At 55.2% G+C, this 14,191-nt stretch carries 15 protein-coding genes; all 15 read left to right on the top strand.

What is annotated here, in order from left to right; translation table 11 throughout:
* Positions 1 to 250: 250 nt before the first annotated feature.
* The 15 genes from ACQK2M_RS19010 to ACQK2M_RS18940 all read left to right on the top strand — a co-directional run bounded on the left by ACQK2M_RS19010 (position 251) and on the right by ACQK2M_RS18940 (position 13,687).
* Complete coding sequence (locus tag ACQK2M_RS19010; protein ID WP_425419079.1) at positions 251 to 745, top strand: hypothetical protein; 495 nt, start codon at positions 251 to 253, stop codon at positions 743 to 745.
* Positions 746 to 1,044: 299 nt separating this feature from the next.
* Positions 1,045 to 1,524, top strand: coding sequence for a hypothetical protein (locus ACQK2M_RS19005; protein WP_425419078.1), 480 nt, complete (start codon positions 1,045 to 1,047; stop codon positions 1,522 to 1,524).
* 112 nt (positions 1,525 to 1,636) lie between these two features.
* Positions 1,637 to 2,359 (top strand): tyrosine-protein phosphatase, encoded by a 723-nt coding sequence (locus ACQK2M_RS19000; protein WP_425419077.1) that lies wholly within the window; start codon positions 1,637 to 1,639, stop codon positions 2,357 to 2,359.
* A 180-nt stretch (positions 2,360 to 2,539) separates the two neighbouring features.
* On the top strand, positions 2,540 to 3,055 hold the full coding sequence (gene nusG / locus ACQK2M_RS18995; RefSeq protein WP_425419076.1) for a transcription termination/antitermination protein NusG: 516 nt from the start codon (positions 2,540 to 2,542) through the stop codon (positions 3,053 to 3,055).
* Between the two features lie 297 nt (positions 3,056 to 3,352).
* Positions 3,353 to 4,450 (top strand): sugar transferase, encoded by a 1,098-nt coding sequence (locus ACQK2M_RS18990; protein WP_425419075.1) that lies wholly within the window; start codon positions 3,353 to 3,355, stop codon positions 4,448 to 4,450.
* 214 nt (positions 4,451 to 4,664) lie between these two features.
* A complete protein-coding gene (locus ACQK2M_RS18985; protein ID WP_425419074.1) occupies positions 4,665 to 5,033 on the top strand; it encodes a MarR family EPS-associated transcriptional regulator in 369 nt (122 codons plus the stop codon).
* Positions 5,034 to 5,119: 86 nt separating this feature from the next.
* Complete coding sequence (locus tag ACQK2M_RS18980; RefSeq protein ID WP_425419073.1) at positions 5,120 to 5,590, top strand: hypothetical protein; 471 nt, start codon at positions 5,120 to 5,122, stop codon at positions 5,588 to 5,590.
* Between the two features lie 27 nt (positions 5,591 to 5,617).
* A complete protein-coding gene (locus ACQK2M_RS18975) occupies positions 5,618 to 6,124 on the top strand; it encodes an NUDIX domain-containing protein (protein ID WP_425419072.1) in 507 nt (168 codons plus the stop codon).
* 303 nt (positions 6,125 to 6,427) lie between these two features.
* Positions 6,428 to 7,576 carry an NAD-dependent epimerase/dehydratase family protein gene (locus ACQK2M_RS18970; protein WP_425419071.1) on the top strand — a complete coding sequence of 383 codons (1,149 nt, stop codon included), beginning with the start codon at positions 6,428 to 6,430 and terminating at the stop codon, positions 7,574 to 7,576.
* Positions 7,577 to 7,579: 3 nt separating this feature from the next.
* Positions 7,580 to 8,611 (top strand): SDR family NAD(P)-dependent oxidoreductase, encoded by a 1,032-nt coding sequence (locus ACQK2M_RS18965; RefSeq protein ID WP_425419070.1) that lies wholly within the window; start codon positions 7,580 to 7,582, stop codon positions 8,609 to 8,611.
* A gap of 82 nt (positions 8,612 to 8,693) precedes the next feature.
* Positions 8,694 to 9,701, top strand: a complete 1,008-nt coding sequence (locus ACQK2M_RS18960) for a hypothetical protein (RefSeq protein WP_425419069.1) — start codon at positions 8,694 to 8,696, stop codon at positions 9,699 to 9,701.
* Positions 9,702 to 9,848: 147 nt separating this feature from the next.
* The gene (locus ACQK2M_RS18955) at positions 9,849 to 10,715 is read left to right on the top strand and encodes a sulfotransferase domain-containing protein (RefSeq protein WP_425419068.1); all 867 of its coding nucleotides are present in this window, start codon (positions 9,849 to 9,851) and stop codon (positions 10,713 to 10,715) included.
* Positions 10,716 to 10,785: 70 nt separating this feature from the next.
* Positions 10,786 to 11,646, top strand: coding sequence for a hypothetical protein (locus ACQK2M_RS18950; protein ID WP_425419067.1), 861 nt, complete (start codon positions 10,786 to 10,788; stop codon positions 11,644 to 11,646).
* A complete protein-coding gene (locus ACQK2M_RS18945; RefSeq protein ID WP_425416307.1) occupies positions 11,615 to 12,427 on the top strand; it encodes an IS5 family transposase in 813 nt (270 codons plus the stop codon). The genes ACQK2M_RS18950 and ACQK2M_RS18945 overlap by 32 nt, the downstream gene beginning before the upstream one ends.
* A gap of 495 nt (positions 12,428 to 12,922) precedes the next feature.
* Positions 12,923 to 13,687 carry a WecB/TagA/CpsF family glycosyltransferase gene (locus ACQK2M_RS18940; protein ID WP_425419066.1) on the top strand — a complete coding sequence of 255 codons (765 nt, stop codon included), beginning with the start codon at positions 12,923 to 12,925 and terminating at the stop codon, positions 13,685 to 13,687.
* The last annotated feature ends 504 nt before the right edge of the window (positions 13,688 to 14,191 follow it).

Below are 14,191 nucleotides of genomic sequence, written 5' to 3'. Positions count from 1 at the left end.
TGGCGCTTTCTTAATCCGGCGTTTTCGGTTTGGCGTCGTCATTCGTGCCCGGATCCGCGACTGACAGAAATATTTCGTTTGCTGACGTCAGGGCACGTGTTGTGCTTTTGCTACAATCACTCACGTTTGCTTTACTGAACGCAAAACTTCGGAAATCCGAAGAGGTTAACTGTTGATCAGCAACTGCTGTGCATGATACCTTAAAATCACGGAATCAATTATTTATTTGAGGATCTGGGGGTCCGCTCGCATGAACACGATCAAAGCCTTGTTGGCCGCGTCATTGTTGGCAGCTACAGTCGGGCCTGTCTTCGCGCAGCAGGAATGCACCTGTAAAATCCCGCTCACCGATGGCAGCAAGGAGATCGGCGAAATCGCCGACGGTGCTGGTGACGTTCGCGCGATCGATTTCAGCGGGGCATTGTCTGGCGCGAAGGCCGGGCAACCTCTTTTTCTTGGTTCGCGGGTTGTGACCGGCACCGACGGGACGGCGCAGATCTCGATCTTCCCGACCAATGACACGGCGGATAATGGGTGCCAGTTCACGATGGATGTGAACTCGGAGATGTCGATTTTCGCCAGCGACACGGAAATCTGCGTTGCGGCTTATCAGTCTCAACCTGCCTCGACGACCGCGTCGGGCGGAAATGGCCAGGCTGCAGCGGCGCTTCTTATCCTGGGCACTGTTGGTGGCGTGACCGCGATCGTCGTGAGCGGCGGTGACAAGAAGACGAGCGCCCAATAACGCTCGGTTTACAGCCTTTGCGACTTGTTGATCGGCCGGGCTCTTTCGAGCGCGGCCGTTTTCATTTTCGGTTTCCTGATATTTTCCCTCGATATTCCAGTCACTTGATCGGTGCGGTGCGCTCACATTCCGCTGCGCGGGGGCTTCCGCAGGTTCTGGCCTATAAGATTTCGTGAATTGTACAATCCCGGCGCATCCGGCTTGTTGCATGGCACAAGAGCCGGACGGCGAATCAAGTTTCACAACAGCTTGGCATTGCACGTTTAAGGCGACAGCTAGGTTGGGGGGTAAAACCTGGAGTGTTTGAACCGATGAAAACGATCTTGATTTTGGCCGTCGCGACATTTGCCGCCGCGGGCCCGGTGGCGGCGCAATCGCTTGACTGCGATTGTGCGACGCAGTTGCCGCAAGGCGCTGCGGCCGGCGAACTGACGCGTATGACAGGGCGGGTCCTCGTGTCGACGGATGGGGGGCTGGTCCCTGCGCAGCAGGGAAGTCCGCTTGTCGTTGGCTCGCAGATGATAACCGGGCCGGCATCATCCGCCGATCTTGCTCTTGGCGACTGTTCCATGTCGGTTGCCGCCAATTCGGAGGTTTCGATCCTCGATTCGCGCGGGCAAATGTGCGTGAGGGTGAGCGAAGTTCCCACAACCGCGTCGACATCGCCTGGGTTCTGGCAGAATTGGGGTCCACTCATCGGGTTTAGCGCGCTCGAAGCGGGTTTGACTATTCATTTCGCCACAACCGATGGCGGCGACAAGAAGATGAGCGTTGAGTAATTGATCGCAGTCAAGGTCGACAGGACGTCGATGCCTAAGTTATGCAGGAGCATCCGGGACCGGTAACGCAAAGACGGGCCGCCGGACAATTTGCGAATTCGACAACCGATCCATGATTGATCTGCACGCTCATCTCCTGCCTGGCATCGACGACGGGGCCGACACGATCGAGACTGCGCTGAAAATGGCGCGGATCGCGGTTGATGACGGAATTACTCATATGGCCTGCACGCCGCATGTGACGCCGGGCGTTTATGACAATACCAAGCCGGATATCCTGAAGCGCATCGCCGCGCTGCAGCAGCGCCTTGACGAGGAAGATATCAACCTCTGGCTCCTTGCGGGCGCAGATATTCATGTCGCGCCGCATCTTGATGAGCGGTTCAGGCGCGGTGAAATCCCGACCCTGAATGAGACCCGCTATTTCCTGTTCGAGCCGCCACATCATGTCCGACCGCCGGGCCTGGTGGAATTCGCCGGCGTTTTGATCCGCGCCGGTTTTTGTCCCATCGTCACCCATCCGGAGCGGTTGAGCTGGATCGAGAAACATTATCAGACGGTGCTCGATCTGAAAAAGGCGGGCTGCCTTATCCAGGTGACGGCAGGAGCGGTAACGGGGCGGTTCGGATCGCGGGTGAAATACTGGTCGGAACGCATGCTCGATGAAGGGATAGTCGATGTGATCGCCACGGATGCCCATGATCCGCGCCGGCGTCCGCCGATCATGTCGGAGGCCCGCGACGCGATCGCGGCGCGTCACGATGAGGCGCTTGCGCTTGAGGTGACCGAGGGCATACCGCTGAAGATTTTGGCGGATAGAGATCTTGCGGCATGACGAGGTCGAGGCATGCGGATAGGTGTCTGTGTGACCGGCATAGCAACTTGTTGCCGGATTGAATATTTGATGTTGCATTATACCTTGGGTTGTCCTTAATTGCGCCGGGGTTGCAGGCAAAGCGAAACCCTTGCCGGGTAGGGCAGGGTGACGAAACACCGGAAAAAGGTGCGACGACGCATGGCAACGCAGAAGATCGCCGATACGCCGCGATGGTATGTGGTGGCGACCAAGCCGGCGCGCGAATTTTTCGCCGCCGGGCAGTTGCGTAACCAGGGTTTCGAGGTGTTTTCTCCAAAGCGCAAGGCGACAATCCGCCATGTGCGAAAGCTCGTAACGCGGTCCAGGCCGCTTTTCCCTGGCTATCTCTTCGTGCAAATGCGTCTCGACGCGATCCGCTGGCGCGCGATCAACGGAACGCTGGGCGTCAAGTTCATTCTAAGCCAGGACGAGCGGCCGGTGCCGCTTCCCAAAGGCTTCGTCGAGGCGATCATGGCTCATGCCGGTCCGGACGGCATGGTGACTTATGCGCCGGATCTAAAGGTCGGCGACAAGGTCACTTTGATGGCGGGACCGTTTGCAAACGAGATTGGTGAATTGATCGCGAAAGATGATCGCGGCCGCGTCGAGGTGCTGATGCGTTTCGTCTCCTCGGTGGCGGTCAAGACGACACAGGACAATTTGTTGCCCGCATGACATTTCAACCGGCCGAAGAGCAGCGGCCGGACCCGAAAGTATCATCTGGGCGCAAGCGGCGGATGGAGAAAACGGACCGAAAAGATGAACACCTCTTTCTCGTTGTACCATGCCCGCTCGGAGACGACGCGCGGCCGAGAAAGTCGAATTCCGCGTTTCGTCATGCGGATGCGGTTTCAATTGCCGATGGCGCTTCTGCTCTGCGTTGTCGTGCCGGTGCTCCTGAGGGGGCAGTATCCGATCTTCGGGCGCATGCCGGATACGGTCTTTCATGCCGCGACAGGGTCCAGCATTGCAGTGATCGCCACCTTCATTCTGGTCCGACGGCTTTACAGTTTTCCCGGTATCCAGATGGGGGCCTATACGCTCGTCACGGTGAGCTTGCCCTACGCCGCGCTGGCGATCACCTTCCTGGTATTCCGTTTCGAATATAGCCGCTTCATCCTGATCGCGAGCTATGTCTTCGCGCTTGGCTGGTTCACGGTGATCCAGTGGATCAATGAACGCGTGGTCCGCCCGCATCTCGCGGTGGTGCCGGGCGGCAATGCCGATGACGTCTTGGAGATAAGCAGTGTGCGCTGGACTTCGCTGCCCGCCCCGGATAGCCCGCTGCCCCATGTCGCGGGCATCGTCGCTGACCTTCGCGCCGATTTGAGCGATGAATGGGAACAATTTCTGGCAGATACGACGCTTCGAGGCGTTCCCGTCTATCACACCAAGCAGGTGGTGGAATCGCTGACAGGCCGCGTGCAGATCGAACATCTTTCCGAGAATACCTTCGGGTCGCTCCTGCCAAATCTGATCTATATCCAGGCGAAACAGGTCATCGACTGGGTGGCAGCCTTGATCCTTCTGCCTTTTTTCGGTGTTGTTCTGGCGGTGGTGGGTCCGTTGATTCGATTGACATCTGATGGTCCTGTCTTATTTCGACAGCCGCGGGTCGGCTATCGCGGCCAGGAAATCATTGTCTACAAGTTCCGGACCATGACCGATATAAAATCCGGTCACGGTGACCGGGAGGCGGCGCAGACCAAGGACGACGATGGCCGCATCACGTCGGTCGGCAAGGTCTTGCGCAAATACCGCATCGACGAACTGCCGCAGATCATCAATATCCTGAAAGGCGAGATGAGCTGGATCGGTCCGCGTCCTGAGGCGGTGCCTTTGTCCGTCTGGTACGAGGAGGAATTGCCCTTCTATCGCTATCGTCACGTGGTGCGTCCGGGGATTTCGGGCTGGGCGCAGGTCAATCAGGGTCATGTGGTGGCTTCCGACGACGTGCTAGAGAAGCTCTATTACGATTTCTTCTACATCAAGTACCTGTCCTTCTGGCTCGATTGCCTGATCGTTCTACGCACCATCGAGACGATGATCCGAGGGTTTGGGTCTAAATAGACAGGCTGCTCTTCAGTCGGAGCATTGCCGTAAAATCCGGGAATTGGAAGAAATTGGGGTTGCCAAATGTAGCGACATCCTTGACCGTTCATGCGTGAACGCTGGATGACTTGCTGTCACGTCCATTGCCGAAGTGTTGATACCGGGCGGTCGCCGAAGTGACCCTCGCTGCGGTAGCTTTCGCTTTTCTCTACCTGTTAGAAACCCCAGCCTGATGCCGGACAAGATCAGCGAACAACGTGAGGATGTGCGGTTTCGCGTTCTGCGACTGCTTGAGGAAAATCCGGAATTCTCACAGCGCGATATTGCTCGATATCTGGGTGTGAGCCTAGGGGCTGTGAACTTCTGCTTGGCGGCACTTGTCGAAAAGGGCCATGTGAAGGTCAACAATTTCCGGGCAGCCGATAATAAGCTGCGTTACGCCTATCTTCTTACGCCAAACGGTATTGCGGAAAAGGCTGCGCTCACCTCGAGGTTCCTCAGACGAAAGCTGCGCGAATACGAAGCCTTGAGGGAAGAAATCGAATCACTACTCGAAGATGCCGAATTCGAGATTGCCTCGGCCTTGAAGGACAGCAGGTGAGGGCGATTTCTTGCCCAAGATGGGGCTCCCGCCATGATCCGCCGGAGCTCATCGGTTAACTCGGTTCCGATCCGCGCGGACTGGAGTTGCTTTTTGTCGCCGGTGTCTCGTTTGCTCTGTGGTTTGACTTGGTAATGCAGCCGCCAACAATCCGATTTGCGCAGCTGCTGTTTCGCGGCGACCACGTCATGCATGCTGCCACCTTTATGGCGCTGACATCTTTTGGCGCTTGGCTCTGGGCTCGGGTTTTGCTGCTTGCCGGCATCATGATTGCCGCCGGCGGCCTGCTGGAGATCGCGCAAGGGCCGGTCGGTCGCGATATGGAACTGAACGACTGGCTTGCGAGCAGCGCCAGCGTTGCAATCTGCTACACTGGCAATGATTACAAGTGTCAAGGAAATGAGCTCATGAAATTCATCGGAACCGGCGTGCGCTATGTTGGTCTCGTGTCAAGCGCGTATTTCGCGTTATTGGGCGTTTGCTGCGCGTTTCAAAGGTCGCCGCATCAGTCTGAGGTCGACCCGGAATGGGGGCTCTCACCATGTCCGTGGTCGTAATGGCGATTGAGATCGCTTGGAGGAAGTGTGGCGGACATCAATCCTAATCGCTCGCAATCGAAAACTCCGACAACCACCCAAATGATGGACTTGACCAGTGCACCCCATACCGATGTCGCCGGTGTGATCCTGGCGGATGGAAATGGACGATTTCTGTTGCAGCGTCGCGATCAGAGTCCTGCAGTCAGCAACCCGGGACTGATCGGGATGTTTGGTGGTCACAAGGAAGGAGCCGAAAGCGATATCGACTGCGCTCTACGAGAAGTTTACGAAGAAACAAATATCAAACTCTCGATAACCCAGTTGGCTCTTATCGTGCGAACAAGAGTCCAGTTTGCGAATGGAATCATCCGCGCTGGAACATTCTTTTTTTCTAATGGTATAGATGAGGGATCGATGAAAATAAGTGAAGGAACTCTGTGCGAAATTCCTTACAATAATATTTCCAGATATTTTTGTGAAATGGTGCCGACGACGGCGTATGTCATGTCGCTAGTTTGTGAATTAATCAGGAACCATGAATTGGAGCTGTGAAGTCCAAAAATTGGGCGAATCGCAATGATCAATATTTGGCCTATAGGCGGAAGCGACGATCTATTGACCCAACATCAAGAGGACTGCGTTCCATCAAACAAGGATGTTGATATTACAGGGCTACTGTCTGACACCGGTGTGGGATGCTATGCGTTTGTCTCCTCATTTGGTGCAGCGCGCGCAACTTTCCAGACGCCTAGAAGGCCGCTCCCGGCTGGGCAGGCAGGCGCAAGTAGCTCTGCAGGTCGGTTCGGCAGCTCCTGTCGAGCGCAGAGTTACTTCTATCAACATGGAGATTGAGTGATGCGTGTTTTAATCTTGGGCGGCGATGGCTATCTCGGCTGGCCCACCGCAATGGACTTCGCCGCGGCCGGGCACGATGTGGCGGTGGCCGACAACTACCTTCGCCGCTTGATTGCCGAAAAGACCGATAGCGAGGCGCTAATCCCGACGCCGACGCTGAGCGCCCGGGCACGGCGCTTCGAGGCGTTGACCGGCAAGAAGATCAAGGTATTCATCGGTGATCTCGCCGATTCGGACCTGACGTTCAACATGGTGCGCCAGTTCCAACCCGACACCATCGTGCATTATGCCGAGCAGCCCTCGGCACCCTATTCGATGCGCGGCTTCGCCGAGGCGCGCGAGACCTTCCAGAACAACCTCGACGTCACCTTCAACGTGATCTGGGCCGTGATGGAACACGCGCCCGAGTGCCATATCGTGAAGCTCGGCACGATGGGCGAATACGGCACTCCTGACATCGACATCGAGGAAGGATGGCTGGAGATCGAGCACAAGGGTCGAAAGGATAAGTTTTTATTTCCGCGCGCCGCAGGCTCGCTATACCACACCACCAAGGTGCTCGATACCGACCTGCTATGGTTCTACGTGCGCACTTACGGGTTGCGCGTGACCGATCTGATGCAGGGCCCGGTCTACGGCATGTCTACGCCCGAGGCTGACCTCGACCCCGCGCTGGGGCCGAACTTCCACTACGACGATATCTTCGGCACCGTCGTAAACCGTTTCCTGGTGCAGGCCGTAGCGGGCATTCCGTTGACTGTATATGGCGGCGGCGGCCAGACCCGCGGCTATCTTAACCTGCGCGACACGTTACAATGCGTGCGGCTGGCGACTGAGCACCCGGCGGCCAAAGGCGAACTTCGCATATATAACCAGCTGACAGAGACCTTCACGGTGAACGAGCTGGCGGAACGGGTGAGGCGCGCCGGCGATACCATGGGACTGAAAGTTCAGATCAAGTCGATCACGAATCCGCGCAAGGAGAAGGAAGAGCATTACTACAACCCCACATTTTCGGGGCTGATCGAGCTAGGATTAAAGCCCAACTATATGACCGACGAGGTGCTTGCCGACATGATCGAGCGCATCATTGCCCATAAAAACGCGATTGCGGCCGAGCGTATCATGCCGAGAGTGAGTTGGAACTGAGCGATGACTAACAAGTTTCATGGCAAGAACGTCCTCGTCACAGGCGCTTGCGGTACGGTGGGCGCCGAACTGGTGCGCCAGCTCGTTGCCGGGCCGGCAGCGCATGTCGTGTGCCTCGACAACAACGAGACCGAGCTGTTCTTCCAGCTCGAGCACTACAAGCCAACTGGCAAGGTCTCGGCACATCTAGCGGACATCCGGGATGGTGATGCGCTGAAGCTTCGAATGCGAGGAGTCGATGTGGTGCTGCACGCGGCTGCGCTGAAACATGTGGGCCTTTGCGAAGATAGCCCCAATCAAGCGATCCACACCAACATCCAGGGCACCCAGAACGTTATCGACGCAGCGCTGGCGAGCGGGGTGGAGCGTGTGATCTTCACTTCGTCGGATAAGGCAGTGAACCCGACGAACGTGATGGGCACCTCGAAGCTGATGGGTGAGCGGCTAATAACGGCGGCGGCTGAGACCTACGGGAAGGTCATTGGGCGTGGTAAAAACGGTCCCAGCACGATCTTTGCTTCGACCCGCTTCGGCAATGTGTTGGGCTCGCGGGGCTCTGTGGTGCCGCTCTTCAAGCGTCAGATCGACACGGGCGGGCCGATCACCCTTACTGACCGGCGGATGACCCGCTTCATCATGACGCTGGAGGAGGCTACGTCGCTGGTGCTGGACTCGGTCTGGATCGCTACCGGGGGCGAGGTGATGGTCACCAAGATGCCGGTCGCCCGGATCGAGGACATCGCCGAGGTGATGCGCGTGGGCCTCGGCGCCGGGCGCGAGATCGCGATCACTGAGATCGGCGCCAAGCCGGGAGAGAAGATGTACGAGGAATTGATGAACGATGAAGAGGTGCGGAGGACATATGAATACAAGGACTTTTTCATCGTAATCTCGGCCTTCGCCGATATAAAAAAAGTGCAATACTCCCACCTCGCAAGCACACCCCGTCCTGATCGGCCCTATAATTCCGCGGTTGAGCCGGCTATGGCGCGTGAGGCGCTGGCCAATTATCTGGCGGACCGAGATGTTCTCTGAACTTTGTAACTCGACTGCCGCTTTTGGCGGGAGGGCTCGGTGCCGCGAAAGGTAGTAGGGCATTCATGGCGATACACCGTTCATGAATCTTAATATTTGCATCTTGACAGACTCCGCGGCGACGGCGAACCGAACACGGCGGACGGAAGAAATCCGAGCCTTTTTGGGGAGCGCCGGCTGTGAGATAAGTGTTGTCGCTTTCGGCCCAGGTCGGCTTAGAGAATTCTTCCGTGCCACCAATCGCAGCGACGTGGTAATCGCTCAGATTTCGCCGCGTCGTAGCGTCATCGCTGCCCTGATGATATGGAAAGCAAAGGTGGTCTTCGAATTGCGCGATCCCCTTTGCGACTGGGTCTACCATACTGGGAGGCTTCGAAAACTCGTTGACGTCGCCTTATTATTCGCCGCTTCCACTCGGGGTTCGGCGTTTCTTGCTCGTTCCGGACTACACTTAAACCTGATCGAACGCCGTCTCCTGGGACGAAAGCTGGCGCTGGCGCCAGAATTCGGTGTCAACTCAGCGTTGGTGGAGCTTTTGGAACAGGACGCCGAACCAGATGAGTCTTGCGTCTATTGTGGCAACATTTACGACGATTACTATATCGCCGCGCTCAACCTCGTTTCTAGCCGACTTGCCGTATCTCTCGAATGGGCTGGGCAGTTCATGTATCAGCCAGGGCGCGAGCTGGACGCGGCTGTGCGACCGCACGGTGTTCTAACAAAGGAGAAGGCGATTGAACTTCAGCTCAATGCGGGTACTTTGGTCCTCGTAAACTCATCCGGTCCGGAATTTATTCCCTCGAAGCTTACCGAACTACTCTGCCTTGGCCGACCGATCATCTATGTAGCGAAATCTCATGACCGTACCGCGAAATTCATCGATAAGTTGAAAATCGGGATCGTGTTTATCGCTAGAGAAATGCCTGAAATCCGGAATTCTGCCGTCGATCTCAAGGACACTATTTCGTATAGAAACATTGCAAGGGTGAGCCAGCTCGCTCGAAGGCTATTCGGACACGAACGCTATCATGAGCGCTTGGCGGAAATCGTCCGTGTAGCGGTCTCAGGGACCAACGACAATAGACCATAACGCGGTTGCCAGTCCGTATCGCCAATTCAGTGTCCGGACAACCGTTGTTTTGGTATTCACTCGGAAACTGTGGCTCGTTGACGGCCAACTTAGCGTCTGGCTCGGCAAGTCGCGAGTTGCCACGAGAATATAAAGGCAGAGAGTACAATGTACCATGCGCACATTATTGGAGTAGCGAAATGCGGAACGACGACCCTCGCAGAGGCGCTTTCCAAACATACCGATATTACATTGGCGGCGGGGAAGGAGGCCCATTTCTTCGACGTGGATGAAATTTTCGCGAAAGGTTATAAATACTATCACAGTGCGTTCTTAACTGCGGACCTATTCAACATCGACGCGACCCCTGCGTATATATGCCAAGCAAACTATCTTAGACGACTGGCAGATTATTATCGCGTGCACGGGTTGCGGCCGAGAATAATCGTTCTTATACGCAATCCAACCGAACGCGCGATTTCCCACTATTTGGATCGCTATCGTGTAGGCCAAGTTACAGAAGATTTCTTTGAAATCGCCGAACGCCAGATAGTTGAAGGTCATCGGGATAGTGGAGCTTGGGATCAGTATATCGGCGATGGCGAATATAAGAGAATTTTTGAAATTCTGTTCAGTATTTTTGAGGAAGATGACGTGCTGGTTCTGTCTAATGTCGAACTGCGCACCAGCATGAATTATTGTCTACGGGCGATCCTCGCCTTCCTTGAGTTGCCTGATCAATCCGACGCGATGGTAAGTATGGCGTCGGGTAACCTCAATATCTCCGGAAGCCCAAAAAGCCTTTGGCTAGCTAGGCAGATCGCGAAAGACAGCGTGCCTAAGAGGTTGCTGAAGAGGACGATCAACCGTCACGCACTGCGCAAGATGGGGACCGCTGTGAACAGCTGGAACCGCCGCCCCGAGAAAGCCGCGATTGCCGAGCAGATATCCAGCGATCCAAGGCGTACCCGTCTAGACGAACACTACGCCACCGACGTGGACTTCGTTTTACATAAGTTCGGTAAGCAGCTTTAGCGATCCCCCTAGCGGACAACTGCAATTGAGCCGGTCTATATTCAATCTGGTAATCCGGATCCTGATATCTTTGGCGTCTACGGTCTATCTGTTGGCGATCGTGAATCTGCTGCCCAACGATATCGGGCCCGAACTCATAAAGGCGATGAGCCTTGCACAGGTTATCGCCGCGTTTCTGTCGTTCGGCGGGCGTCAGCGCATTCTGAACGCCTATTCTGCCAGAGCGCGGGTCGGCGGTGAGACTAAACACATCGCGCTCAAGGAACTCGTCAGCTACGTCAATTTAGGTGTACTCACATCCGCGCTGATTCTGATCATGTTTGTGTTAACATCCCAGAGTCAGTATCTCGCTGTCGTTGTGTGTCTTGGCCTTATGATTTCAATCTCCGAGCTTGTCTTTCACTACCATCTTTCAAACGGTAATTTAACGGGATTTCCAGTTTACTACGGGATATTTTTTAAGGTAGCGCATATTCTTATTTTAATAATTTTTATTAGACTCCTGGGCTGGAAGTTGAATGTCGACGCGGCGCTCGGCGTCGCTTTAATTGTACACGCGATTATTCTCTTGAGAGAATGGGCCCATCATAGGTATCGGCTGGCTTGGCCATTAATGTCCGATACTTTAAAAATGCCTGCGCAGAGCTACGCATATTGGTTCAATTCAGTCGTAGCCATTGCTTTCCTCAACGTCCCTCAATACATCATTAGCGGAGGCAACAATATATCGGATATTAATTTCTATCGTATTCTTGTTGCTGGGCCGCTGTTGGCTTCTCTCGTCACACAAGTGCTTCTTCCGCCGATCGTAAGAGGCCGTCCTGAAACTCGGGGCGAGGCTGGATGGCCGGTCCCGAATGTGATTCCAAACGGTTGTCAAAGCCAGTTTGGAGAGCCTCATGTGGACACCGGCCACCCGGCGGCAGCATAGCCGCGATCATCTGCGTTATGGAAGCGATCTGAGTGATGCGGAATGGGAAATTCTCGCCCCTTTCATGCCGGCGCCGGCAAGGACCGGCCGGCCGCGTCAATGGCCGATGCGCGAGATCATGAACGCCATCTTCTATGTGCTGCGGGGTGGCATCGCCTGGCGGCTTCTGCCCAAGGACTTCCCGCCGATGACGACGGTCTATGGCTGGTTCCTGCGCTTCCGCCGCGAAGGTCTGTTCCAGACAATCAATCACCACCTTGTCATGACCGATCGAGAACGGACCGGACGTGAGGCCAGTCCCTCGGCGGCGGTGATCGACAGCCAAAGCGTCAAGACCGTCGAGGCCGGCGGCCCCAGGGGCTTTGACGCTGGCAAGAAGATCAAAGGGCGCAAGCGCCACGCCATGGTCGATACCGATGGCCGGGCCTTGGTCATCCAGGCGCATCCGGCCGACATTCAGGATCGTGACGGTGCCGTCCCGCTGCTCAAGGCGTCACGACGATCCTTCCCTTTCGTCGAAATCACCTTCGCCGACAGCGCCTATGGCGCCCAGAGGGTCAAGGATGCAACATGCATCGCCATCGAGGTGGTCAAGAAGATCGCCAACCAGATCGGCTTCCACGTCCTGCCGCGCCGCTGGGTGGTCGAACGCACATTCGCCTGGATCAGTCGCAACCGACGGCTGGCCAAGGATTTCGAAGGCACCATCGCCTCCGCCGAGGTCTTCCTCTACGCCGCATCCGTCATGCTGCTCACACGACGACTGGCCCGGTCAGCATGAGTTTCGAGTCGGACTCTAAGTCGCCTGAGAAGTTTTGAAGATGGAAAAGATAATCTCAGTAAGCGAATGTGGCTACTCAGAAAGTGGCTTCAGCTCGCATTAGTCGTAAGCGTGATTACCATTTCAGTGTATATTGCCTTTGTGGAGATTGGCTTGATCGGGATGATAAACACCCAATGGCCGAAGATTATGATGATCGTCGTTTTCGCTTTCAACGGAACTAGTACGCTAATCGTTTCATGCTTGGGTTCATACAGGCAACCGTCGAAACTTATTTTCGGTACTATTACATTGAAGGTCAGCGCGATCATCAGCATTTTCTTGGCCGGCTATCCCTTGGAAACGCTGACTGCGACGCATTTTCTTGGGGCGCTTTGGACCCTGTATGTTCTCGCAAGGTACAGCTTCAATTCGTCTGGCGGGGGGCGACCTCAATAGCGCAGATAGATACTTACATGCGTAGCGCGCTCAAATCTCGACATCACAGGTGAAAACATGGATCGACCATCGAGACTTCATGACCGGTTGAACGCAGCTGAAGAGCTAGAAGCGATTTTGGAGAATCTACCAAGCGAGAAATCCGAGATCGTGTCCTTTCTCAACTCTTTTTCCTACCGACTGATGTTGATCGAGAAGGAATTGGAGCAGAAGATAGACTACTGGTTCGCCGACGGTCAGTTCCTTTGTATTATGCATAACATATTTTCTAATCGAAAGATATCAAGGCTTAGTTTTGACTTTAGTTCTGCAGCGCATCGTGTGTTCTGTTTTTGTAGAGAAAATAGACTTCGAGTCGCCTTCATCGGCGGTACCGCTGACGAGGTAACCGCGGCAATTGAATACCTTCAGGACGCCTACAAGGGAATGGAGATTTGCTTTTATGCATCCGGATATTTTAATGATGAAAGAATTGATGCCTTACATAATTCGATAATCGAATCTAGACCAGACGTAGTAGTAACTGGATTGGGTACCCCTAAGCAGGAGTTCTTTGCTGCAAAGCTTTGCGAGGCTGCTGATACGCGAACGGACGGCAAGGCCATGCTAATCTTCACCTGCGGCGCTTTCATTTCACAAACCGCGTCTTCGGGGGATTACTATCCTGAATGGGTTAAACGTTATAATCTGAGGTGGCTTTATCGCGCGATCTTGGAGCCCCATGTGAGGATCAGGCTTCTAAAGGATTATCCTGCCTTCATGGTTCTTTTTGTTCGCGAGGAGTTTCTATTATGGCTCCGCAGAACTAAACGACTGACTTAACGATTAGCGGATTGTTTGGATTAAAAGAGTCCTCGTTTTGGGGATCTCTCGCGGCGTTTTCGGTGCGATTCTGAGGCATGCGCAGTGGGATGGTATTCACGGTAAAGGCGAGCGACCTCGTTCAGTTGCACGCCATCATCGCCGACCTGAAGATGCCGCAGAAGCACGCCAAGCGCATCTCCCTGATCGTCATGCCGGGCGCCTCATAGACCAGTGACAACATCAATCCCGTGCAGGCACCGATGCGTCCCGACCGTCGGTCGCCGCCGAGCACTTCGCACTGAGGAGGATCGCCTTGCTCGCGTTCACGTGCCCGCCAACGGCTCACGCTGGCTGCACTGACGCCAAAGCGCTCGCTCGCCTGACGATGGTTGAGGCAGCCAGCCACGGCGGCAGGAACACGTGTGCGAAGATCGAACGAAGGCGACTTTGACATGTTCGCCGAACACCATGCTCCGACAAACGTCTGAATCATAAAATCGCTGATTTGGGAATCCCTCCGTT

The sequence above is a fragment of the Oricola indica genome (assembly GCF_965227485.1).
Taxonomy (GTDB): Bacteria; Pseudomonadota; Alphaproteobacteria; order Rhizobiales; family Rhizobiaceae; genus Oricola; species Oricola indica.
The sequence above is the reverse complement of the archived record's forward strand: the minus strand, read 5'-3'. Positions and strand labels throughout refer to the sequence as shown.

Excerpts from the sequence above, each read along its gene's own strand:
- ACQK2M_RS19010 (WP_425419079.1), top strand. The coding sequence starts at position 251 with ATGAACACGATCAAAGCCTTGTTGGCCGCGTCATTGTTGGCAGCTACA.
- ACQK2M_RS19000 (WP_425419077.1), top strand. The coding sequence starts at position 1,637 with ATGATTGATCTGCACGCTCATCTCCTGCCTGGCATCGACGACGGGGCC.
- nusG (WP_425419076.1), top strand. The coding sequence starts at position 2,540 with ATGGCAACGCAGAAGATCGCCGATACGCCGCGATGGTATGTGGTGGCG.
- ACQK2M_RS18985 (WP_425419074.1), top strand. The coding sequence starts at position 4,665 with ATGCCGGACAAGATCAGCGAACAACGTGAGGATGTGCGGTTTCGCGTT.
- ACQK2M_RS18970 (WP_425419071.1), top strand. The coding sequence starts at position 6,428 with ATGCGTGTTTTAATCTTGGGCGGCGATGGCTATCTCGGCTGGCCCACC.
- ACQK2M_RS18965 (WP_425419070.1), top strand. The coding sequence starts at position 7,580 with ATGACTAACAAGTTTCATGGCAAGAACGTCCTCGTCACAGGCGCTTGC.
- ACQK2M_RS18960 (WP_425419069.1), top strand. The coding sequence starts at position 8,694 with ATGAATCTTAATATTTGCATCTTGACAGACTCCGCGGCGACGGCGAAC.
- ACQK2M_RS18955 (WP_425419068.1), top strand. The coding sequence starts at position 9,849 with ATGTACCATGCGCACATTATTGGAGTAGCGAAATGCGGAACGACGACC.
- ACQK2M_RS18945 (WP_425416307.1), top strand. The coding sequence starts at position 11,615 with ATGTGGACACCGGCCACCCGGCGGCAGCATAGCCGCGATCATCTGCGT.
- ACQK2M_RS18940 (WP_425419066.1), top strand. The coding sequence starts at position 12,923 with ATGGATCGACCATCGAGACTTCATGACCGGTTGAACGCAGCTGAAGAG.